Source organism: Bradyrhizobium sp. AUGA SZCCT0182 (genome assembly GCF_018130185.1).
Lineage (GTDB): Bacteria > Pseudomonadota > Alphaproteobacteria > Rhizobiales > Xanthobacteraceae > Bradyrhizobium.
The window spans coordinates 64,045-84,846 of record NZ_JAFCLY010000001.1; the positions used below are offsets into that span (position 1 = coordinate 64,045).

At 62.8% G+C, this 20,802-nt stretch carries 22 protein-coding genes, 1 pseudogene and 1 riboswitch; of the genes and pseudogenes, 17 read left to right on the top strand and 6 right to left on the bottom strand.

What is annotated here, in order from left to right:
- The first annotated feature begins 189 nt into the window (after positions 1-189).
- The 4 genes from JQ611_RS00270 to JQ611_RS00285 all read left to right on the top strand — a co-directional run bounded on the left by JQ611_RS00270 (position 190) and on the right by JQ611_RS00285 (position 4,961).
- Positions 190-873, top strand: coding sequence for a L,D-transpeptidase (locus tag JQ611_RS00270; protein WP_212464161.1), 684 nt, complete (start codon positions 190-192; stop codon positions 871-873).
- Between the two features lie 252 nt (positions 874-1,125).
- Positions 1,126-2,103, top strand: a complete 978-nt coding sequence (locus tag JQ611_RS00275) for a tripartite tricarboxylate transporter substrate binding protein (RefSeq protein ID WP_212464163.1) — start codon at positions 1,126-1,128, stop codon at positions 2,101-2,103.
- Positions 2,104-2,436: 333 nt separating this feature from the next.
- Positions 2,437-2,802, top strand: coding sequence for a GYD domain-containing protein (locus JQ611_RS00280; RefSeq protein ID WP_249132819.1), 366 nt, complete (start codon positions 2,437-2,439; stop codon positions 2,800-2,802).
- Between the two features lie 590 nt (positions 2,803-3,392).
- Positions 3,393-4,961 carry a DUF4403 family protein gene (locus JQ611_RS00285; protein WP_212464165.1) on the top strand — a complete coding sequence of 523 codons (1,569 nt, stop codon included), beginning with the start codon at positions 3,393-3,395 and terminating at the stop codon, positions 4,959-4,961.
- 119 nt (positions 4,962-5,080) lie between these two features.
- On the opposite strand, the gene JQ611_RS00290 is transcribed toward JQ611_RS00285, so the two are convergent.
- The 4 genes from JQ611_RS00290 to JQ611_RS00305 form a co-directional block, all read right to left on the bottom strand.
- Entirely contained in the window at positions 5,081-5,293 is a 213-nt protein-coding gene (locus tag JQ611_RS00290; RefSeq protein ID WP_212266730.1) for a dodecin family protein, read from the bottom strand.
- A 192-nt stretch (positions 5,294-5,485) separates the two neighbouring features.
- Positions 5,486-6,043 (bottom strand): PRC-barrel domain-containing protein, encoded by a 558-nt coding sequence (locus JQ611_RS00295; RefSeq protein ID WP_212464167.1) that lies wholly within the window; start codon positions 6,041-6,043, stop codon positions 5,486-5,488.
- A 139-nt stretch (positions 6,044-6,182) separates the two neighbouring features.
- Positions 6,183-6,560 (bottom strand): PRC-barrel domain-containing protein, encoded by a 378-nt coding sequence (locus JQ611_RS00300; protein WP_212266734.1) that lies wholly within the window; start codon positions 6,558-6,560, stop codon positions 6,183-6,185.
- A gap of 132 nt (positions 6,561-6,692) precedes the next feature.
- Entirely contained in the window at positions 6,693-7,283 is a 591-nt protein-coding gene (locus tag JQ611_RS00305) for a hypothetical protein (protein ID WP_212464168.1), read from the bottom strand.
- Positions 7,284-7,466: 183 nt separating this feature from the next.
- Here JQ611_RS00305 and JQ611_RS00310 point away from each other — a divergent pair, with 183 nt between their 5' ends.
- The gene (locus JQ611_RS00310; RefSeq protein WP_212464169.1) at positions 7,467-8,219 is read left to right on the top strand and encodes a response regulator; all 753 of its coding nucleotides are present in this window, start codon (positions 7,467-7,469) and stop codon (positions 8,217-8,219) included.
- 2 nt (positions 8,220-8,221) lie between these two features.
- Positions 8,222-9,550, top strand: a complete 1,329-nt coding sequence (locus JQ611_RS00315) for an ATP-binding protein (RefSeq protein ID WP_212464170.1) — start codon at positions 8,222-8,224, stop codon at positions 9,548-9,550.
- A gap of 67 nt (positions 9,551-9,617) precedes the next feature.
- Here the strand turns inward: JQ611_RS00315 and JQ611_RS00320 are convergent, their stop codons facing one another.
- Positions 9,618-9,812, bottom strand: coding sequence for a hypothetical protein (locus tag JQ611_RS00320; RefSeq protein ID WP_192738155.1), 195 nt, complete (start codon positions 9,810-9,812; stop codon positions 9,618-9,620).
- A gap of 278 nt (positions 9,813-10,090) precedes the next feature.
- Here JQ611_RS00320 and JQ611_RS41510 point away from each other — a divergent pair.
- The 11 genes and pseudogenes from JQ611_RS41510 to JQ611_RS00375 all read left to right on the top strand — a co-directional run.
- A pseudogene (locus JQ611_RS41510) lies at positions 10,091-10,501 on the top strand (transglycosylase SLT domain-containing protein); the annotation flags it as partial.
- 290 nt (positions 10,502-10,791) lie between these two features.
- A riboswitch (TPP riboswitch) is annotated at positions 10,792-10,930 on the top strand.
- The gene (locus tag JQ611_RS00330) at positions 10,918-11,931 is read left to right on the top strand and encodes an FAD-dependent oxidoreductase (protein WP_212464171.1); all 1,014 of its coding nucleotides are present in this window, start codon (positions 10,918-10,920) and stop codon (positions 11,929-11,931) included. (Overlaps the previous riboswitch by 13 nt.)
- Complete coding sequence (thiS, locus tag JQ611_RS00335) at positions 11,922-12,119, top strand: sulfur carrier protein ThiS (RefSeq protein WP_212464172.1); 198 nt, start codon at positions 11,922-11,924, stop codon at positions 12,117-12,119. Before JQ611_RS00330 ends, thiS begins: the two co-directional genes overlap by 10 nt.
- A gap of 162 nt (positions 12,120-12,281) precedes the next feature.
- The gene (locus tag JQ611_RS00340; RefSeq protein WP_212266748.1) at positions 12,282-13,064 is read left to right on the top strand and encodes a thiazole synthase; all 783 of its coding nucleotides are present in this window, start codon (positions 12,282-12,284) and stop codon (positions 13,062-13,064) included.
- Positions 13,051-13,659, top strand: coding sequence for a thiamine phosphate synthase (locus JQ611_RS00345; protein WP_212464173.1), 609 nt, complete (start codon positions 13,051-13,053; stop codon positions 13,657-13,659). The genes JQ611_RS00340 and JQ611_RS00345 overlap by 14 nt, the downstream gene beginning before the upstream one ends.
- A gap of 217 nt (positions 13,660-13,876) precedes the next feature.
- The gene (thiC, locus tag JQ611_RS00350; protein ID WP_212464174.1) at positions 13,877-15,793 is read left to right on the top strand and encodes a phosphomethylpyrimidine synthase ThiC; all 1,917 of its coding nucleotides are present in this window, start codon (positions 13,877-13,879) and stop codon (positions 15,791-15,793) included.
- A gap of 835 nt (positions 15,794-16,628) precedes the next feature.
- Positions 16,629-17,036: a hypothetical protein gene (locus tag JQ611_RS00355; RefSeq protein ID WP_212464175.1), complete on the top strand. Its 408-nt coding sequence runs from the start codon at positions 16,629-16,631 to the stop codon at positions 17,034-17,036.
- Positions 17,037-17,291: 255 nt separating this feature from the next.
- A complete protein-coding gene (locus JQ611_RS00360; protein ID WP_212266757.1) occupies positions 17,292-17,588 on the top strand; it encodes a helix-turn-helix domain-containing protein in 297 nt (98 codons plus the stop codon).
- A 165-nt stretch (positions 17,589-17,753) separates the two neighbouring features.
- Positions 17,754-18,197, top strand: a complete 444-nt coding sequence (locus JQ611_RS00365; protein ID WP_212464176.1) for a hypothetical protein — start codon at positions 17,754-17,756, stop codon at positions 18,195-18,197.
- Positions 18,198-19,093: 896 nt separating this feature from the next.
- Entirely contained in the window at positions 19,094-19,480 is a 387-nt protein-coding gene (locus tag JQ611_RS00370) for a RidA family protein (RefSeq protein WP_212389806.1), read from the top strand.
- A gap of 4 nt (positions 19,481-19,484) precedes the next feature.
- The gene (locus JQ611_RS00375) at positions 19,485-20,177 is read left to right on the top strand and encodes a glutathione S-transferase family protein (protein WP_212464177.1); all 693 of its coding nucleotides are present in this window, start codon (positions 19,485-19,487) and stop codon (positions 20,175-20,177) included.
- 112 nt (positions 20,178-20,289) lie between these two features.
- Here the strand turns inward: JQ611_RS00375 and JQ611_RS00380 are convergent, their stop codons facing one another.
- The gene (locus JQ611_RS00380; RefSeq protein WP_212033840.1) at positions 20,290-20,730 is read right to left on the bottom strand and encodes a hypothetical protein; all 441 of its coding nucleotides are present in this window, start codon (positions 20,728-20,730) and stop codon (positions 20,290-20,292) included.
- Positions 20,731-20,802 lie beyond the last annotated feature (72 nt).

Here is a 20,802-nt window from a genome sequence, read left to right on the forward strand (position 1 = left end):
GCGCACGAACGGCGCCCCGCTGCCGTCCCCCAAGACCCTGCGACGAAGCCGTCCTGAAACAATTCCCTAACGCGACGAAACCATTTTGGCGGCATTGTGCAAATGTCCTGAAACGGTTGGCCTGTACTGGTTTGCCTCAACGACGCGCTGGAACTGGCGCGACAGGGCGCAAACTGAAGGGGACGACCGATGTTCAGCTCATTCAAATTGAATACCCGCCTCGCCGCCGCCGCTTTCGGCGCAATCGCGATTGGCGCTACCGCATTTTCCGCACCCGCCGCCGCAGCCCCGCTGCCGCTGTTTCCCTTCTTCATGGCGCCCCCGGTCGAAGCCGCTCCGCCGCCGGTTGCGGTTGCTCCCTCGCAGGACGAAGAGCGCTTCGAGCTGCCCGCCCGCCTGCGCCGCCAGGTCGTGAACTACAACACCCGCGAAGCTCCGGGCACCATCATCATCGACACCCCCAACACCTATCTTTATCTGGTGATGGGCAACGGCCAGGCGATGCGCTACGGCATCGGCATCGGCCGCGACGGCTTCACCTGGTCCGGCACCCAGACGATCACCAAGAAGGCGGAATGGCCGGCATGGACGCCGCCCCCGGAAATGATCGCCCGCCAGCCCTACCTGCCGCGCCACATGACCGGTGGCCCGGGTAACCCGCTCGGCGCGCGCGCGATGTATCTCGGCGGCACCATCTATCGCATCCACGGCACCAATGCTCCGGAGACGATCGGCACCCGCGTTTCATCCGGTTGCCTGCGCCTCACCAATGAAGACGTCAGCGACCTCTATTCGCGGGTCAGCGTCGGCACCAAGGTGATCGTGCTGCCAATGACGGATCGCCGCGCCGACCTCGGCCGCACCATCCGCTAAGACCCAATCTTCGAAATCCAAAAACGGCTCCGGCGTTCGCCGGGGCCGTTTTTGCGTTGCGGAGTTCGCTACCGCCAGTCCGATCCTCCAAAAACATCTTCGCGCACGGCCGAAGTGCGATATGTTCCTTGAGAATTCGGCAATAAAAAGCAACGACGCCGTCGGCTGGCACAATCAGCACCAGCAACAGCCGGCTGTGTTCAGCGGTCAAAAAAGGCGGAATGACGCCGCCGTCGATTGTAGGGAGGATTCATGAAGCTTCAGCGCCGTCGATTTCTGAATCTGGCAGCGGGTGCTGCCGCGTTCCCGGCCGCTTCGCGGATGGCGCGGGCGCAGACCTATCCCTCGCGGCCGGTTCGGATCATCGCCGGGTTCGCTGCCGGCGGCATCGTCGACATCCTGGCGCGCATCATTGGCCAGGCCTTGTCGGAGCGCCTCGGGCAACAATTCATCGTCGAGAACCGTCTGGGCGCCGGCAGCAACATCGCCACCGAAGCCGTGGTTCGCGCGTCTCCCGATGGCCATACGCTGCTCCTGATCAGCGTCGGGAACGCAATCAGTCCGGCGCTTTACGACAATCTCAGTTTCAATTTCATCCGCGACATCTCGCCGGTCGCGGCCATCATGCGTGTGCCGAACGTCATGGAGGTGACCCCTTCATTGCCGGTTAAGACCGTTCCCGAGCTTATTGCCTATGCCAAGGCCAATCCCGGCAGCATCAGCTACGGGTCGGCCGGCATCGGAACCTCCGTCCATGTCTGCGCCGAGTTGTTCAAGCAAATGACCGGTGTCGACATGGTTCATGTGCCGTATCGCGGCATGCCAGGTGTGCTGACCGACCTGCTGAGTGGCCGAATACAGGTCGCCTTCGATAACGTCTCCAACTCGATCGAACATATCAGGGCTGGCCGACTGCGGGCGTTGGCGGTCACAACCGCAACACGCTGGCATGGCTTGCCTGATATCCCGACGGTAGGCGATAGCGTGCCGGGCTTTGAGGCGAGTGCGTTTTTCGGCGTTGGCGCCCCGAAGGAAACGCCGGCCGAAATTGTTGCCCTGCTCAACAAGGAAATCAACGCGATCCTCGCCAGCCCTGTGGCAAGGGCGCGACTTACCGATCTTGGCGGCACGATGCTTTCAGGTTCGTCTGCCGACTTCGGCACCTTCATCGCCGATGAAACCGAGAAGTGGGGCAAGGTGATCCGCACGGCAAACATCAAGGCGGAATGACTCAGTCGGCACTTCGCCGACGATTCCATAAGCCCATACGGCTGCGGCGCGTTGGCGATTTTCATCGCGCGCTTCTTCCTGCGCCGGACCGACCCTTCGACGCGAGCAGGGCTCTTCGGCTTCGATTTAGGATTGAGCCGAACGGTCCCGGCCCAAGCGCTCTTCCGCATGACGCGCGATTGATGTAGGCTAATCGACAGCCGCAAGCGGGCAGTGCCGAAAGCCCGTTGGAGTGCTAGCGGTATTTTGCCCACGGCGGGCTTGCAATGTTCATCTCACGTTTTGGGGGGCCGATCCGTTTTCGATGGAGTCGGCAGGGAGGCGTGCGCCTCGTTGATCAAACACACCCAACAGGAGAACATCATGCATTTTTGTATGACAGCACAATACACGCCTCAGGCTCTCAACAAAATCATGGAAAATCCCAAGACCAATCGCCATGAAGCGGCGAAAAAGCTGATCGAAGCAGCTGGTGGCAAATTACTCTCGATGTATAGCACCGCTGCCGATGGTCCCGGCGTTCTGGTAATCTTCGATGTACCTGACCCCAATGCAGCACCGGCCATTTCAGGCACGGTGGTGGCATCCGGTGCCATCCACAATGTACACCTGACTCGTTTGTGGACGCAGGATGAAATCATGCTGGTTCGCCAAAAGGCGGTCCAGCTTCGTGCCTCATACACGCCGCCCGGCGGCTAGTCCGCAGAAGAGCCCAACGGGCGCGCGCAAAGCGCGGCCCGTTGGGCGCCACTCGTAACTCCATCCTGCGCCGACGACGAACGATCGTCGTCCGAGATCGATGTGCGGAGATTTTGATGAGGATGATCGCGCGGAGGCTTCGCGTTGCCTTGGCGAAGCCGGACGCCAGCGAGCCGTCGCCCAATCCAGCCTCACGGACAGGATCAACCTCAGCGTTGCTGAGGCCTTCGTCAACGTCGGCTCGCTGACTTCATTGAATCTACACATCCGTCGCTGCCCACGCAATTTGCATGTGGGCGCTTTTTTCTCGGCGCCTCGATTTCTTCGGCTAGGCAATCCGCCAACCCTCGCCCGGTCCGATCAAGCAATCGCAATTATTAGTGAGCGCCGCAAATCGCATGGCGTCTGCCGCCATCGTGCCGTTAATCCGCCATCTCGCCAAGCCTTGTTGCCTTGTCCGCACGCCGCTACGGCGTGCCCGGTGTTAACGGATTAACGGATTAACGGATTAACGTGATGAGTTCCGGCCCACTCTGGCGCCCCCCTCGCCGCCCCTGTAAGAGAAGTAGTTCAATCGGTCCGGGGGGACGATGCGTCTGCCGATGCATTCCAAAACGATCCTGATCGGGGCCGCGGTAATCGCGGTCTCGTTTCTGATCAGCCTGAAAGCTATGGATTGGCTGGCGCCGAGCGGCACGGTCAAGCCGCCGGTGCTTGTCGAATTGCCGCCGCTCGCTCCCGCCCCGCGCAGCTCCACCGTGATGGCGCCGATCGCGGTGGCGCTGACGGCGATCCGCGACGCCGCCGATCGCGGTTCGCCGCGCGCCTTCAACGGCAAGGCGGAAAATCCCATCTCGCAGATCCTGCAGAACGCCGATATCGGCTGGACCGCCTCGCGCGGCCCAATCGCCGCGACCGGCGGGCAGGACCTGCTGACGCTGACGACGCCGCTGACCGGGACGCTTAACGTCACCGGTTCGCTGTCGGCAAAGGCAACGGGGGCGGTCGGCGACGCGCTCGGCGGCCTGCTCGGCGGCAACGTCGCCAAACAGATCGGCAGCGTGAACATCAAGAACCTCAACGCGTCAGCCGAGATCAAGGGCAATGTCGTCATCACCGCGCGGCCGAAGATCGCCGCCGCCTGGCGCATCGAGCCCAATCTTGCCGCGCAGGTGAATCTGGGCGACACCAGCGTTACAATGGCCGGTGCCCGCATCAACGTGCCGGCCCAGGTCAAGCCGCTGATCGACAAGACGGTCGCCGATCAGATCAACCTGGTGCAGGCGCGGATGCGTAACGATCCCGCGTTTGAAAACAACGCGAAGGTGCAATGGGCCAAGGCCTGCCGCTCGATCTTGCTGCAGGGTACCAGCGCCAGCTCATCGCTGCCGGCGCTGTGGCTGGAGCTGCGGCCAACAAGGGCGATCGCGGCCCAACCGCGCGTCGACGCGCAGGCGCTGATACTGACGCTAGGCATCGAGGCGGAGACCCGCATTACCCCGGTCGAGACCAAGCCCAGTTGCCCGTTCCCCGCCACCATCTCGATCGTGCCGCCGACGCCGGGCCGGGTTGCGATCGGCGTCCCCGTCGACATGCCGTTCACCGACATCAACAAGATCGTCGAGGCGCAGTTCGCCGGAAAGACCTTTCCCGAGGACGGTTCGGGTTCAGTCGACGTCACCGTGAAGCGCGCCACGGTGGCGGCATCCGGCAATCGCCTGCTGATTTCGCTGTTGGTGAACGCCAAGGAGAAGAAGAGTTTCTTCGGCTTCGGCGGCGAGGCCATTGTTCATATCTGGGGCAAGCCGGTGCTCGATCAGGCACAGCAGACCCTGCGGTTGGCCGATGTCGAACTCGCGGTCGAGTCGGAAGCGGCGTTCGGCCTGCTCGGCGCCGCGGCGCGCGCGGCGATGCCACATCTGCAGAAGGCGCTGGCGGACAAGGCCACCGTCGACCTCAAGCCGTTCGCCAGCAATGCGCAGAAAAAGATCGCCGCCGTGATCGCGGACTTCCAGAAGAATGAGGACGGCATTCGCGTCGCCGCCGAGATCACCAAGCTGAGATTGGCCGACATCGCCTTCGATTCGAAAACGCTGCGCGTGATCGCGGAAGCCGAAGGCGCCATCAATGTGTTTGTGACCACGCTGCCGGGATTGTAGCGCCGTCCTTGCTGACAGATCGTAGGGTGGGCAAGGCGTCCTTACGCCGTGCCCACCAGATCTTTGCCGAGAAGAAAATGGTGGGCACGACGCTTGCGCGTCTTTGCCCACCCTACATTCTAGCCTTCGAATTTGAACGAGACTTTCACCTTGGCGCGGTAGGCTTCGACCTTGCCTTTGGCGTCCAGTTGCAGATCGAGTTGCACGATTTCGGCGACGCGAAGATCGCGCAAGGACTTTCCGGCCCTCGCGACGGCCGCGGTCGCGGCCTTTTCCCAGGAGTCCTTGCTGGTACCGATCAGCTCAATCACCTTGTAGACGCTCTCAGCCATGTCGTCCTCCCGTTGATGTTACAGGCAGGACTTAAGGTGCTCCTGCCGCGCCTCAGCCTAACATCGGGATTTCAGACCTGATAGGATGCGGTGCAGCAATTGCACGCAGAGCGAGCTTCAGCAAAACAAAAGGCCGGGCGGCAATGATGCCGACCGGCCTTTCCAGATCAGTCGTAACTTAAGCTCGCGAGCCTAGTTGGTCGTATATTTGAACTCGCTCATCGCCTTCAGTTCATCCTTGGTCGCGCTGAGTACGGCGTGATCCGGATACCACGGATTCGGCTTTGCCGCAGGCGCCGTGGCCGCACCCGTGGTCGTGGTCGATCCCGGCCGTGCGCCGCCGCTGGCGGGCGTATTTGCGGCGCCGGTATAGGCGACGGGCTCCATCACGAACTTGACCTTGTCGAGCGGCACCGCAACCAGATGCTCGCCTACGCCGAGGAAGCCGCCAACGCCGATCACGACGGCCTTGATGTCACCGCTCTTGTCGGTGAGCAGGTCGTTGATCGAGCCAAGGCTTTCATTCTTGTCGTTGTACACGCTCAGGCCGACCATCTTCGAGGCGCGCCAGGTGCCCTGGAACGACGAAGACATGTCCGACGCTGTCGCAGGCGCTGGCGCCTTGCTCATTTCAGCGGCGGGCGCAGGTGCCTTGCTGGTTTCAGCGGGAGCCGTCGGTGCTTGCGCGAACGCGACAGTCGCAAGCAACGCAGAACCGGCCAGGCCGGCGATGGTATATTTGGCTAACATATCGGTTCTCCTCAGTTTCGAAATCGTGCTGAGAAAACCCGTGACATGAACAAGTGTTCCAATGGAACATGCGACAACAGTTCTCTTTGGACGCGCTTTCTTCACCGCGAACCCGGTACCCACTTCGCTCGAAAGCGCGCTAGAAGCCGCTCCAGTATGGCGGCATGCCATAGTAGCGATGCAGTTCCGCTTCCTGCGCGCGATCGCCCCAATCGAAATCCTTGTCGGCGCGGAACGACGGCGCGCGCTTCAATTCTTCATCGTCGATGTCGAGTTCGTAAGCTTCGAACTTGGTGTTGTAGCTGAGCCGGCCCCAGGGCAACGGAAGCAGGTTGGTGCCCATGCCCAGGAACCCGCCGAAGCTCAACACGGCGTAAGATACTTTGCCGGAGATCTTGTCGATCATCAGCCGTTCGATATGCCCGATCATGTCGCCGTTCGGTCGTCGCACCGCGGTGCCTTCGACACGATCGCTCGCGATCAACTGATGCGGCTTGGTCATGACGTCGATTGCCATCGGACCCTCCACACATAAAATCAATGATCTAACGCTCCAGCCGGTGGCCGGTTCCCGCACCGCAAAATGAGACAGCCACCCTTCCCTTTCAGCAAGGAAGGATGGCTGCGACGTATCGCTGCGTTGGCTAGATCAGCTTTGGTAGTCGATCAGCAGCGCCGAGAACGAGGCACTGGTGCTCGATGTGCTCGAGCTGCCGGTCGCGCTGTAGCTCGTGGATGACGACGCCGACAGTGATTCCTGCAGCGTCTGCAAAAACTGCTTGAGGATGTCGTCGAGCGAAGTGGTGCTCGAAGAAGTGTCGTCACTCGAGGACACGCCGTCAGCGGGCGGCGGACCGCCGGGAGGCGGACCACCGGCGCCGCCGGGACCCCCCGGTCCGCCGGGGCCACCAGCCCCGCCGGGGCCATTGGCGAACGCGGCCTTGAAGACGCCCTGCAATTCGGTGGCCTGCTCGCTGGTCAGCTTGCCGCTGGAAACCTGGCTGCTGATCAGATCGTCGATCTTCGACTTCATCTCCTCGGGCGAGGGCCGAACGCCGCTGGCCTGGTCGCTGGCCCGGCTGGACTGCATCGCCGAGTCGATATCGGTCAGCGCCGCCGACAGCGCATCCTTGTCCGACGAGCTGATGACGCCGGAATTGACTTCCGACAGCAACTCGTTCTGCAACTTCTGAAGGGGCGACTGGTAGGACTGGGCCGAGGCCGCCGAAATCGAGGTCATGATGGCTCCAAAGTTTCGTAGCAAGCGGTGGTAAGAGACGTCACGACCGTAGGGTTAACGGTCTTAACGAGGTCTTTGCAGCCGCCCCCTGACCTGTTGCCCCGTATTGCCCGACTCCATCTGGAAACATTGGGAAACAAAAATCCTTCGCCCGCACCCCCGAATCACCGACAAAAGGTCGACATGGCCCAGGCACAGCCCAACATCCTCGTCGTCGAGGACGACCGCGAGACGCGCACGCTGATCGCGAAATATCTGCGCAACAATTCCTGCAACGTCACCACGGCAAGCGACGGCCGGGAGATGGCCCGCGCCATGACCGACCATCGCGTCGACCTCTTGATCCTCGACGTCATGCTGCCGGGCGAGGACGGTCTCAGCCTGTGCCGCAAGGTGCGCGCGACGTCGCAGACCCCGATCATCATGCTCACCGCGCGCGGCGAGGACGTCGACCGCATCCTCGGCCTGGAGATGGGCGCCGACGATTATCTGCCCAAGCCGTTCAACCCGCGCGAATTGCTGGCGCGGATCAACGCGGTGCTGCGCCGGCAGGCGGCCGCGCAAACCGCCAGCGCGGTCGAAGGCGCGAGCGTGCTGACATTTCTGGGTTGGCGGATCGACTGCCGGCTGCGCGAGCTGCGCAATCCCGAGGGCGCGCGCGTCGCCATGACCAGCGCCGAATTCGACCTGCTGCGGACCTTCTGCGAGCGGCCCGGCCGCGTGCTGTCGCGCGACAGCCTGCTCGACCTCACCCAGGGCCGCAACGCCGGCTCGTTCGAGCGCTCTATCGACGTGCTGGTCAGCCGCATCCGCCGCAAGATCGAACCGGATCCGCTGGAAGCCACCATGATCAAGACGGTGCGCTCGGGGGGCTACATGTTCACGCCGAGAGTTGACGCGACAGGAGTCGAGGCGGTGACCGCCGGCGGCAAGTGATCATGAAGCTTTTGGGCTTTCTGAATCTTCGCGGCATCAGCGGCCAGATCGCGGCCCTCGTCATCGTCTCGATCGCAGCGCTGCATCTGATCATCACGGCGGGTTTCTGGCTGCACCGGCCCGACCAGCCGGATCCCTCATTCGACCGCGGGCACGGCCAGCTCGCCAGCGCCGTCCAACTGCTCGGCGCGGCGCCTGCCTCCGAACGGCCGCGGCTGTCAGGCGACATCGCGCGCGCCTTTCCGCAACTCGGCCTCCAGATCCTGCCGCCGGGCTTGACGCCGGAGGCGCGCGAACCCGAGGGCAATCTGCGCGGCCTGCAGCGGCGGCTCGGCCGCGATTATCGCATTTTTGCGCCGCCGCCGGACGGAGACGTCCGCAAGATCGGCGTGGCCTTGCCGGACGGCGCGATGATTTCGGCGAATGTGATGCCGGAGCAGCACCGGCCACCACCCTTCCTGGGCGGGCCGTGGATGATGACGCTGCTGTTTGCGGTCATCAGCGTCACCCTGCTCGGCCTTTGGGCGGCTCGCGCGCTGACCGCGCCATTGTCGTCGTTCGCAAAGGCCGCCGAAAGCTTCAGCCTCAATGGCGCGGCGGCGCCGCTGCCCGAGCGCGGACCGGAGGAAATCCGCTCGGTCGCACGGGCCCTGAACCGGATGCGTGCGCGCATCACCGGCCTGATCGACGACCGCACCAAAATGCTCGCCGCCATCAGCCACGATCTGCGCACGCCTATCACAAGAATGCGGCTGCGCTCCGAGTTCATCGAGGACGAAACCCATCGCAGCCGCATGCTCGACGATCTCGACCAGATGCGTTCGATGCTGGAATCCGTGCTGTCGTTCCTGCGCAACGACCGCAGGCTTGAATCGATGACGCTGGCCGACGTCGCCAGCACGCTGCAGCTGATCACCGATCAATTCGGCGACATGGGGCGCAAGGTCGCCTACGACGGCCCCGCGCATGCGATGGCGACGGTGCGGCCCGACGATCTGCACCGCAGCGTCACCAACCTCGTGGAAAATGCCGTGCGGTTCGGCGCCGAGGCCGTCATCCGTCTTCGCGTGTCTGACGACCGGATCACCATCGACGTCGAAGACGACGGCCCCGGCATTTCGGACGCGCAGAAGCAGAACATGCTGGAGCCGTTCGTGCGCGGCGACGACGCCCGCAACATGGATGAAGCCGCGGGCTTCGGCCTCGGCCTTTCCATCGCCAACGCCATCGTGCTCGCCCATAGCGGCACGCTGTCACTGCACGACCGGCAGCCGCGCGGATTGGTGGTGCGGATACAGTTGCCGGTTCACCAGCAGAGCGTCGCGGCGTAGATTCCAGTTTTGACGCGTTTTGTTTACGCGAACCGGAATCCACTTCGCTCGAAAACGCTATGGCTGGTTAAGCCGCCAATGAATCCGGATGCGATTCCTCGTAGATCGCGACCGCCTCGAACTGATAGTCGCAGGCGCGGCAATACCACAGGAAGGACGTACGGCCCGCGTTGCTTTCGATCCAGTCGGGTCTCGAGATCGGCGTTCCGCATTGGGCACAGGGATTCTCACGGGGCAAATAGCTGGAATCCAGTCGAGCCATGGCGCATCTCCCCTCGCTGATATTCTTGTTTTGTATTTGAAATAGACAGCTTTGCTGTCGAAACTGAACACGCTGTCGCGAAGTCTTTTAAACCTTCCTCGAATCATTTGCACGACATTCATGCTCGGACGAATCGCCGCAATGCTGTTCGAACCAATCGCCGCAATGGCGTCGAATTTTTCCTCTATTGCCGGTCGCTCCTCCGCAATAATCGTGTTACGCAAATCGTTAACGCGCAGGTTGCGACCGAGATTTTTGATGAAGGCTTTGATTGTTTGATGAAAGCTTTGCTGAACCTGGCCTCGTTCGCCGTCGTGGCAGCTTGTTTGGTTGCGCCACCAGCTGCAGCGCAACAGCGCGCGCAATATGAAAGCCTGGTCGCCGCCCATGCCAGCGCCAACAATGTGCCGGAAGCGCTGGTGCATCGCGTAATCGTTCGCGAAAGCAAATATCATCCGGATCTGGTCGGACGCGGCGGCACCATCGGGCTGATGCAGATCAAGCTCGCGACCGCGCGCGGCGTCGGTTACACCGGCGACGCGGCCGGCCTGCGCGATCCCGCCACCAACCTCGCCTATGGCGTGAAATACCTCGCTGGCGCCTGGCGCGCTGCCAACGGCAACCAGGACCGCGCCGTGCGCCTTTATGCCGGCGGCTATTATTACGTCGCAAAGCGCCAGCGGCTGGAACGGCTGAACCAGCCCGGACCGGTGCTGGCGAGCGCCCTGCCAAGGAACATCGCGCCGGCCAGCGACGCCCCGGTGGAGGCGACGGAAGCCGCTATTGAGCCGAAACAAGCTTTGAAACCGGCCGAAGCGGTCGAAAAGCCGAAAGCGGCGGCGACGCTGGTCCCGATCCCGAAGAAGCGTCCGAAGAAACTCGCCGAGGCGAAGCCGCAAGTTCCGCACCCGCCAGACGCCTTATCAGGTGCAAACGGCGCCAAGCCGCGTTGACACGCCCCCACATCGGCCTACATTAGACCTGTTCCGAGGGGAGCTCCGATGAGGAGCTGAGATACCGCAAGCTTGGACCTGCCAAATGGCACGGTTTGGGACCGCGGTGACCCTTTGAACCTGATCCGGGTCATGCCGGCGAAGGGACAGGGATGTTTCAGGGTTTCAAGCCGCGGGGGGATTCCCCTGTATCTATTATCGGCGCCGGCATTGCCGGCGCGTGGCAGGCGTTGCTTTTCGCGCAGGCCGGCCACGCCGTCACCTTGTACGAGCGCAGTGACGCCGCGATGACGCTGTCCACCAGCCATTGGGCCGGCGGCATGCTGGCGCCCTGGTGCGAGGCCGAAGCGTCCGAACCCGTGATCGGCCGGCTCGGCATCCGCTCGCTCGACCTCTGGCGCGAGCATTTCCCGGAAACGCCGTTCAACGGATCGCTGGTCGTGGCGCATCCGCGCGACCGCGCCGATTTCGAACGCTTTGCCAAGCTCACGTCAGGCCATGTCAGGCTCGACGCGCAAGGTTTGCGCGAACTCGAGCCATCGCTTGAGGGCCGTTTTCGCGATGGGCTGTTTTACGCCGACGAGGGCCATGTCGAGCCGCGGCGCGTGCTGCCGGAACTGCACGCGCGGATCGCCGCGGCCGGCGGAAAAATCAAATTCGAGAGCGATGCCGATACCAACGATCTCGACGGCCTCGTGATCGACTGCCGCGGCCTCGCCGCGCGCGACGCGCAGCCGGAGCTCCGCGGCGTCAAGGGCGAGATGATCATCGTCGAGACATCAGAGGTCGAACTGGCGCGTCCGATCCGGCTGATCCATCCGCGCTGGCCGCTCTATGTGATCCCGCGCGGCGACGGCAGGTTCATGCTGGGCGCGACCTCGATCGAGGCCGAGGACACCGGCGTCAGCGTGCGCTCGGCGCTGGAGCTATTGGGCGCCGCCTACGCCGTGCATCCGGCATTCGCCGAAGCGCGCATCGTCGAATTCGGCTCGGGGCTGCGCCCGGCCTTTCCCGACAATCTGCCGCGGATCGCCATCAATAATGAAAAGATCGCCGTCAACGGACTCTATCGCCACGGCTTCCTGCTGGCCCCGGCGCTGGCAGAGCTGACGCTTGGCTACATCAAGCGCGGCGTGATCGACAATGAGGTGATGCAATGCGTGTGACCATCAATGGCGAGGCGCGCGAGATCAACGCGTCAAGCGTCGATGCGCTGCTGCGCGAGCTCGAATACGAAGGCACGCATTTCGCAATCGCGCTGAATTACGACGTGCTGCCGAAGAGCCGCTGGTCCGAGACGCCGATCAAGAGCGGCGACGAGATCGAGATCATCACGCCAAGGCAGGGAGGGTGAGTTGATGATCGCAACCTCTCTCCACCCGTCGTCCCGGCGAAGGCCGGGACCCATAACCACCGGCCTGCGTGGTTACGAAAGGTCTCTGACACCGTGCCTTAACGAGATGTCACGGCGTATGGGTCCCGGCCTTCGCCGGGACGACAACGGAATGTTATCGCCATGCTGAACTTCTACGGCAAAACCTTTTCCTCCCGCCTCCTGATCGGCAGCGCGCTCTACCCCTCGCCTGCGATCATGCAAGGCGCTATCCGCGCGTCCGGCGCTGGCATCGTCACCGTGTCGCTGCGGCGGGAAGCCGCCGGCGGCAAGACCGGGGATGCGTTCTGGTCGCTGATCCGCGAGCTCGACGTGTCAGTGCTGCCGAACACCGCGGGCTGCCGCAGCGTCAAGGAAGCCGTCACCACCGCAAAGCTGGCGCGCGAATTGTTCGGCACGCCCTGGATCAAGCTGGAAGTGATCGCCGACAACGACACGCTGCAGCCCGACGTGGTTGGCCTCGTCGAGGCCGCCGGCATCCTGATCAAGGACGGCTTTGAAGTATTTCCCTACTGCACCGAAGACCTCGGCGTTGCGATGCGGCTGGTCGACGCCGGCTGCAAGGTCGTGATGCCATGGGCAGCCCCGATCGGCAGCGCCAAGGGCATCACCAACCGCGATGCCTTAAAACTGCTGCGCGACCGCCTGCCTGACATCACGCTGGTGGTCGACGCCGGTTTGGGCGCGCCGTCGCATGCGGCCCACGCCCTCGAACTCGGCTACGACGCGGTGCTGCTCAACACCGCCATTGCAAAAGCCGCCGACCCCGTCGCGATGGCGAATGCGTTTCGTCTCGGCGTCGAGGCTGGACGTACCGCTTATGAGGCCGGGCTGATGGAAGCTCGCGATTTCGCCTCCCCTTCAACCCCTGTCATCGGGACACCGTTCTGGCATGCCGTATCCTGATAAATTCTATCCTGTCGTCGACAGCGTGAAATGGGTAGCCCGGCTGACCGCCCTCGGCGTCGGCACTATCCAGCTGCGCGCCAAGGACTTGAATGACTCCGAGGCGCTGCAGATCGTCAGCGACGCGCTCGCGGTCACCAAGGGCACGTCCACAAAACTCGTGGTCAATGATTACTGGCGCGCGGCGATTGTGGCCGGCGCGGAGCATCTGCATCTCGGCCAGGAAGATCTTGCCGACGCCGATCTCGACGAAATCCGCAAAGCAAAGCTGACGCTCGGCATCTCCACCCATGACGACGAGGAACTGGCGACCGCGCTGCGCGCAGCGCCGGATTACATCGCCCTCGGGCCGATCTTCCCGACCACGCTGAAATCGATGCGCTTCGCCCCGCAGGGCATTCCAAAGATCACCGAATGGAAAAAGCGCATCGGCGACATCCCGCTGGTCGCGATCGGCGGCATCAAGTTCGAGCAGGCAGCCGAGATCTTTGCCGCCGGCGCCGACTCGATCGCGGTGGTCTCAGACGTCACCCAGAACACCGACCCCGACGCGCGGGTGAGGCAATGGCTCGGCGAACAGTCGAAGGCTGCGTGATGTATATCGCCCGCGGAGACACCCCCACCCCAACCCTCCCCCGCAAGAGCGGGAGAGGGAGCGGACCTCGCCCTTGTCTTCCCTCTCCCGCTCTTGCGGGGGAGGGTGGCGCGCGCGTCAGCGCGCGACGGGTGGGGGCTCGCGCCACGAACTCTATTCCTGGATCGGACCGCGTAGCGGGCCGGACAAACTGACAACAAATTCAACGGAGGATAACATGAACATCCGCTCCAACCCCGACACCACCCTGCCCGCCGTCACCACCGGGCCGCTGCCCGCCTCGCGCAAGATCTGGGTCACGCCCGACGAGGCGCCGGATGTGCGCGTTCCCCTGCGCGAGATCATTTTGAGCGACGGCGCCGGCGAGCCTAACCTGCCGGTGTACGACACCTCCGGTCCCTACACCGATCCTGATGTCACCATCGACGTCAACGCCGGCCTCAAGCGCGCGCGCATCGAATGGGTGAAGGAGCGCGGCGGCGTCGAGGAGTATGAAGGCCGCGACATCAAGCCGGAAGACAATGGCAATGTCGGCGCTTCCTATGCCGCAAAGGCCTTCACCGCGCACCACAAGCCGCTGCGCGGGACAGGTGACCACATGATCACGCAGCTCGAATTCGCCCGCGCCGGCATCATCACCAAGGAGATGATCTACGTCGCGACCCGCGAAAACCTCGGCCGCAAGGTGCAACTCGAGCGCGCGGAAGCCGCATTGGCCGACGGCGAGAGCTTCGGCGCCGCGGTGCCCGCATTCGTGACGCCGGAATTCGTCCGCAGCGAAATCGCGCGCGGCCGCGCCATCATTCCCTGCAACATCAACCATGGCGAACTCGAGCCGATGATCATCGGCCGCAATTTCCTGACCAAGATCAACGCCAATATCGGCAACTCCGCCGTGACCTCGTCGGTCGAAGAGGAAGTCGACAAGATGGTGTGGGCGATCCGCTGGGGCGCCGACACCGTGATGGACCTTTCCACCGGCCGCAACATCCACACGACGCGGGAATGGATCCTTCGAAATGCGCCGATCCCGATCGGCACGGTTCCGATCTACCAGGCGCTCGAAAAGTGCGACGGCGATCCCGTCAAGCTGACCTGGGAGCTCTACAAGGACACGCTGATCGAGCAGTGCGAACAGGGCGTCGACTATTTCACCATCCACGCCGGCGTGCGCCTGCCCTACATCCACCTCACCGCCAACCGCGTCACCGGCATCGTGTCGCGCGGCGGCTCGATCATGGCGAAGTGGTGCCTGGCGCATCACAAGGAAAGCTTCCTCTACACCCATTTCGAAGAGATCTGCGATTTGATGCGCAAGTATGACGTCTCGTTCTCGCTCGGCGACGGCCTCCGTCCCGGCTCGATCGCCGACGCCAACGACCGCGCGCAATTCGCCGAACTGGAAACGCTCGGCGAGCTGACGCAGATCGCCTGGAAGAAGGGCTGCCAGGTCATGATCGAAGGCCCCGGCCATGTGCCGCTGCACAAGATCAAGATCAACATGGACAAGCAGCTCAAGGAATGCGGCGAGGCGCCGTTCTACACCTTGGGCCCGCTGACGACCGACATCGCGCCGGGCTACGACCACATCACGTCAGGCATCGGCGCCGCCATGATCGGCTGGTTCGGCTGCGCGATGCTGTGCTACGTGACGCCGAAGGAGCATCTCGGCCTACCCAACCGCGACGACGTCAAGGTCGGCGTCATCACCTACAAGATCGCGGCCCACGCCAGCGATCTCGGCAAGGGCCATCCGGCCGCCCAGCTGCGCGACGACGCCCTGTCCCGCGCCCGCTTCGACTTCCGCTGGGAAGACCAGTTCAACCTCGGCCTCGACCCGGAAACCGCCCGCGCCTATCACGACGAGACGCTGCCGAAGGAAGCCCACAAGGTCGCCCATTTCTGCTCGATGTGCGGCCCAAAGTTCTGCTCGATGAAGATCACGCAGGACGTGCGCGACTACGCGGCAACGCTGAACGACCCCGACAAGCGCGCGGTCGCCGGCAGCGTCGGCATGTCGATGACGGGCGTGATCGAGGACGGCATGGCGTCCATGTCGCAGAAGTTCAAGGATATGGGCGGACAGGTTTATCTGGACGCGGAGAAGGTGAAGGAGAGCAATCGGGTATTGTAGCCTCTCCTCGTCATGCCCGGGCTTGACCCGGGCATCCATCAGGAATGCGAAAGGCCGGGCAACAGCCCGGCTTTTTTTAGATATCCGCCACACCACTCAAAGTCGTATCTTTTGCATCCGTCGCGCAAACTCTATAACAGCTATGTCTGACTAGCGATGGAATGGAAGTGCGCGTGGGAACGAGACTATTGTGGACGAATGCCAGCCGGTTGCTATGTCTGCTGGCTGGCGGTGTCGCAACTATCAACCTGCTCGCGGCCTGCTCATCAATCCCGAATCAAACCGAGGCGACGATAGCGCCAGCTCCGCCGAGGGCCGGTTATGCGTCTCTGCATATCGGGCGCCCGACAGGTGGAAATGTGAGTATCTTTCCGCTCGCAATTCATGTTGACGGCAAGCCGGCGGCCTCGCTGTCACCGGGCCAGTACACAACTATCGAGATCGCCCCGGGGAAGCACAGCATTGGCGTTCCTGACGGAGCTTGGAACCGAGCGATTTCAGGCACGCCCCACGCGGCAGATTTTTCAACCGAATCTGGAAAGACCTATTACGCGTTGCCGACCCAGTGGTACGAGGATGCTGGCTATAGAGTGTCCATGGTTGGATCGGTAGCCGTCCCTCACCGGACCGCCGTTGGACATGCTAGCTTCGCAATACAGTCGGACGGCCCGCCTGCGGCGTTCGGCAAATTGACCTATGTAAGGGCACCCTGATCTTGAGCCCGTAAGGTGGATTGGCGTAGCCAGCGTAGCCCGGATGAGCGCAGCGACATCCGGGGATGGTGGGAATCCCGCATATCGCTGCGCTCATGCGGGCTACACGAGCAGGACCAAAAATGACCGACGATCTGACCGATGTCTGGGACGGCACCTACATCCAGCCGTCCGTTGGCATGGTCACGTTTCTGGTGACGCTCATCGAGTCCGGTGGCGCGTTCGGAGGAAGCGTGACCGAACCTTGCATGACATCAGGCTGCCCGGTGAGCAGCCACAACGCTTCGATCGCGGGTCAGCGCTCCGGCAGCGCGGTGTCGTTCGTCAAGACGTACGAACCGCCGGGCTACGGCTATGACAAGGTCTTCTATGAAGGCGCGGTCAATTCCGACGCCACGGAGATTAGCGGCCGCTGGCGACTGCCGGGCGCCACGCTCTCGGGGACATTTTTGATGGTCCGATCGAGCAAGACGGCGGAAACGACTGCAACCGAAGAACGGACAAAGGAGCCGGTGCGCCAGCCGACGTAGGAAACGAGCGTAGCCCCGATGAGCGCAGCGACGTCCGGGGATGGTGGGAATCCCGCATATCGCTGCGCTCATGCGGGCTATAGACCAGGAACTCCAGAACTTCGCGCTCCAACCAGGAGTAGCGCAGGTCTTCTTTTTCTCCCGTTAGCATTTCGTTAACCATTTCCGCCCACCTTCCCCTCAGCGGCTTGGGGGCCGTTGATTCCTGATGCTTCTGCTCCGTGTTTGGGGGCTAGCGTTGATCGGGAGGTGTTGATGACCCAAGAGTCCCTTGAGCGCTTTTCCGGCGCGCCGGAGTTTTCATCGCCGGATCCGCAAAGCCTTGCGCCCCAAGATCTTGTACCCCACGAACTTACGCCCCATGAAATCGTTCCGATGCTGATCGGCTCCACCGTCGAGGCGGTCGAGCGCGAGCTCGTGGTGCAGACGCTGGTCCGGTGCGACGGCAATCGCACGCGCGCCGCGCGGGTGCTCGGCTTTTCCGTGCGCACGCTGCGCAACAAGATCCGCCAGTACACCACCGACGGGCTCGACGTTCCCGGGCCGGAGTAGAGGGTTGTAGGGCGGATTAGCGGAGCGTAATCCGCCACTCTCGCGATCACGGGATAAAATTATCCTGCTTATCGCAATCGTTGCGACTCTCCGCTAGCTTTTCGCCCATCCTATGCCGGCGAACAGCGGCCCCGCTCGCTCGGCCACCCCTGACGAGATCGAACGATGCGAACAATCGTGGCGCCTGCGCTTGCTCTCTCTCTTGCCATCCTGCTCCTCGGCGTTGCTGCGGCCGAAGCGCAAAATCTGACTGCCGGCGCACCGAAGCAGGCGCCGTCCTCTGCGACGCCCCTGCCAGCCAATTACCGGCAATTGATCGCCGCCTATATCGGTGCGCGCAACTACTATGTCGTCCGCGACGCGAAGATCACCAAGCCCTACGAACGATGGGGTGGCCTGATCAGGGGCGGCACATTTACGGCGGTGTGTGTGGCCGTGTTTCGTGATAATTCGTTCGGCATCGTCGTTCGCGACAATTGGATTGTCAGCTACCAAGGTGGAGAGATCAAGCCGATCGCGATGGGAATGGAAAGCTGCTCGGACCTTTCGCCGTTTCCGGAACTGATGAAGGCGATAGCGGCCAGGCGCGCTCGGGGTGGAACGCGGTAGAAGCACGAACTGCGTCGCCTCGCGCGCAAGCGCAATCTTCAATCCCGCGTGCGACAAAGTAACCCGACGGGCAAATCAGTTCTGATTTACGGAAATCATGTCAAGCCCCGGAATAAAAAATATTTCGCTTTTACCGAATCTGAAATCAGTGCTCCTGTATGTCCATCCCGCCCTGATCAGAAGGGCGTCGGCCGTCGTCACGGACGTTGGGCGGGGAGCGGTGGACGCGTTGGCGTCAGGCGTGAAACGAGATCGCAGGGCGGTTTTGCCGTGAGCGGTCATCGGCACGCAGACGAACGGCGCCAATGCGTACGGCAAAACCGTGTGGTCCTGGCATCCGTTGCTGATGTCAAGCTGGCGGAGGTGAAGTTGGCCCAACCGGGTTCGATCAGCCTTAATCCGTCAGCGACGGTGACAACAAAGAACTCGTCGCCGGGGAGAGCACGATATAAGCCGTAAAGCCACTGCGCAGGGAATGTCGGATGTTCTCCGCTGCCCTGTATGCTCGTGTGCGGCCTACTTAGCACTAACCGCACACGGGACCGCGGGTGCAGCGCGCATCCGGCATTCCCTGCGCCCTCTCTATTTGAGGGCGGCAAGTGACGCAAAGCTCGGGCGTATCGCGCCGCGAGGATGTGGAACCATATCCACGCGTCGTCCCGGCGAAGGCCGGGACCCATACGCCGCGGCCCCTGTTGTCGAAACGAAGGATAACGATGAGCGCGCAAGACAATTATCGCTGGTGGCTATGGGTCCCCCGATGCGCAATTGCGCATCTGAGCCTTCGCCGGGACGACGTAGCGTAGGCCGGATGCACCGAGCGACATCCGGGACTGGCAGAAATCCCGCATGTCGCTATGCTCATGCGGGCTACAATTCACATATCGAGGCGCCCCATGCCCATCCAGCACTTCCTCCCTCCCGCCGGCATCAAGTCCCCGCCGCTGTCGTTTGCCGCCCGCGTCGGCGATCTGCTGTTCATCTCAGGCATTCCCGGCTTCGACGAAAAAGGCGCTCTGCCAGATACGTTCGAGGCGCAGTTCGGCAACGTCGTGATCAACATCAAGCGCATCCTCGTTGAGGCCGGCGCGACGTTCCGCGACCTGGTCAAGGTCAACGTGCTGCTGACGCGCGCGTCCGACGTCGCCACCATGAACAAGCTTTACGCGGAAGCGTTCGGGCCGGCGCCCTATCCGGCGCGCACCACCTGCGTGGTGGTGGCGCTGCCTAACCCGCAGATGCTGATCGAGATCGAGGGCGTGGCGTCGCTGAAGGCGCGGTGAGCCGATGCTGACGCTTTATTCCTATCCAGAACTGTTCGGCGTCGCCGACAATAACGGCTATGGGCTGAAAGTGTTCGCCTTCCTCAAGCTCACGGACGTGCCGTTCGTCCATGAGCATCTGTTCGACGCCTCGGCGGCGCCGCGCGGGCAGCTGCCTTACATCGTCGATGACGGCGAAACGATCGGCGACAGCGAGACCATCATTGCGCATCTGATACAAAAATATCGTCTCACCATCGACGCCGCACTGACGCCTGCGCAGCGCATGACCGATCGTCTGGTCACACGCATGCTCGACGATCTCTATTGGGTGATGTCGTATTCGCGCTGGAAGGACGATCGCTATTTCCCCGCGTTCCGCGACGGCTTCATGGCGCAGCATTCGCAGATCGACGCGGCCGGGCTGAACAAGGCGCGGGACTACAACGCGCAGCGCTATTATTTCCAGGGCATCGGCCGCTACGCGCCCGACCAGGCCTACGCACGCGGGCTGGCGGATCTACAGGTGCTGGCCGATCTGATTCCGGCGGATGGATATGTGCATGGCGGAAAGCCGACCAGCGTCGATGCCGGCATCTACGGCTTCATCGCCAACATCCACTTCCTACCCATTCCGACGCCGCTGAAGGCGTTCGTGTCGGATCATCCCAATCTCGTGCGCCATTGCGAGGCTGTTCACGCGATGGTCAGCAAGTAGCTTGCAGGGAGACCGTAGGGTGGGCAAAGCGCAAGCGTGCCCACCATCAGGAGCGGAGTGCTGGACGGTGGGCACGGCGCTTCGCGCCTTTGCCCACCCTACGCACCTCGCGTTACCTCAGCGTAATCGCGAGCCCGCTCAAATCCGCATTCGCCATCAGGCCGGTCTGCTGGCCGGCGAGTTCGAGCACTGCGCCCTTCTGGTTGGTCAGCACGATCGCGCGCGCGCCGCGGCCGATCGCAAGGCCCGCGCCCGCCGCGCCATAGACGCCTGCGACGTCGGACGGGCGGTAGATGTTGCTGACGCGGCCGCGCAGCACCGTCTTCGAGCCGCCGAACACCAGGCCGTAATCCAGCCCGCCGGTGGAGAGCGCGTAGCGCCGGCCGCGGAAGTTCAGCGTGCCGCTGCCGCCGGAGCCGCCGATGACCCATCCGGCCTTGTAGATCGTCATCGCGATGGTGCCCTCATCGGCACGGGCGACGGAGGACAGCGCGGCGCCGGCGAAAGCCGTCAGCGCAACGAGCGCGACACGAATGGCGGATGACTTCTTCATGGAGTGTTCCCTTAGGCGGTGGAGAGCGAGCGCCGCGACGGTGAATCAGAGTCGCGCCTGGCTGATTGTAAC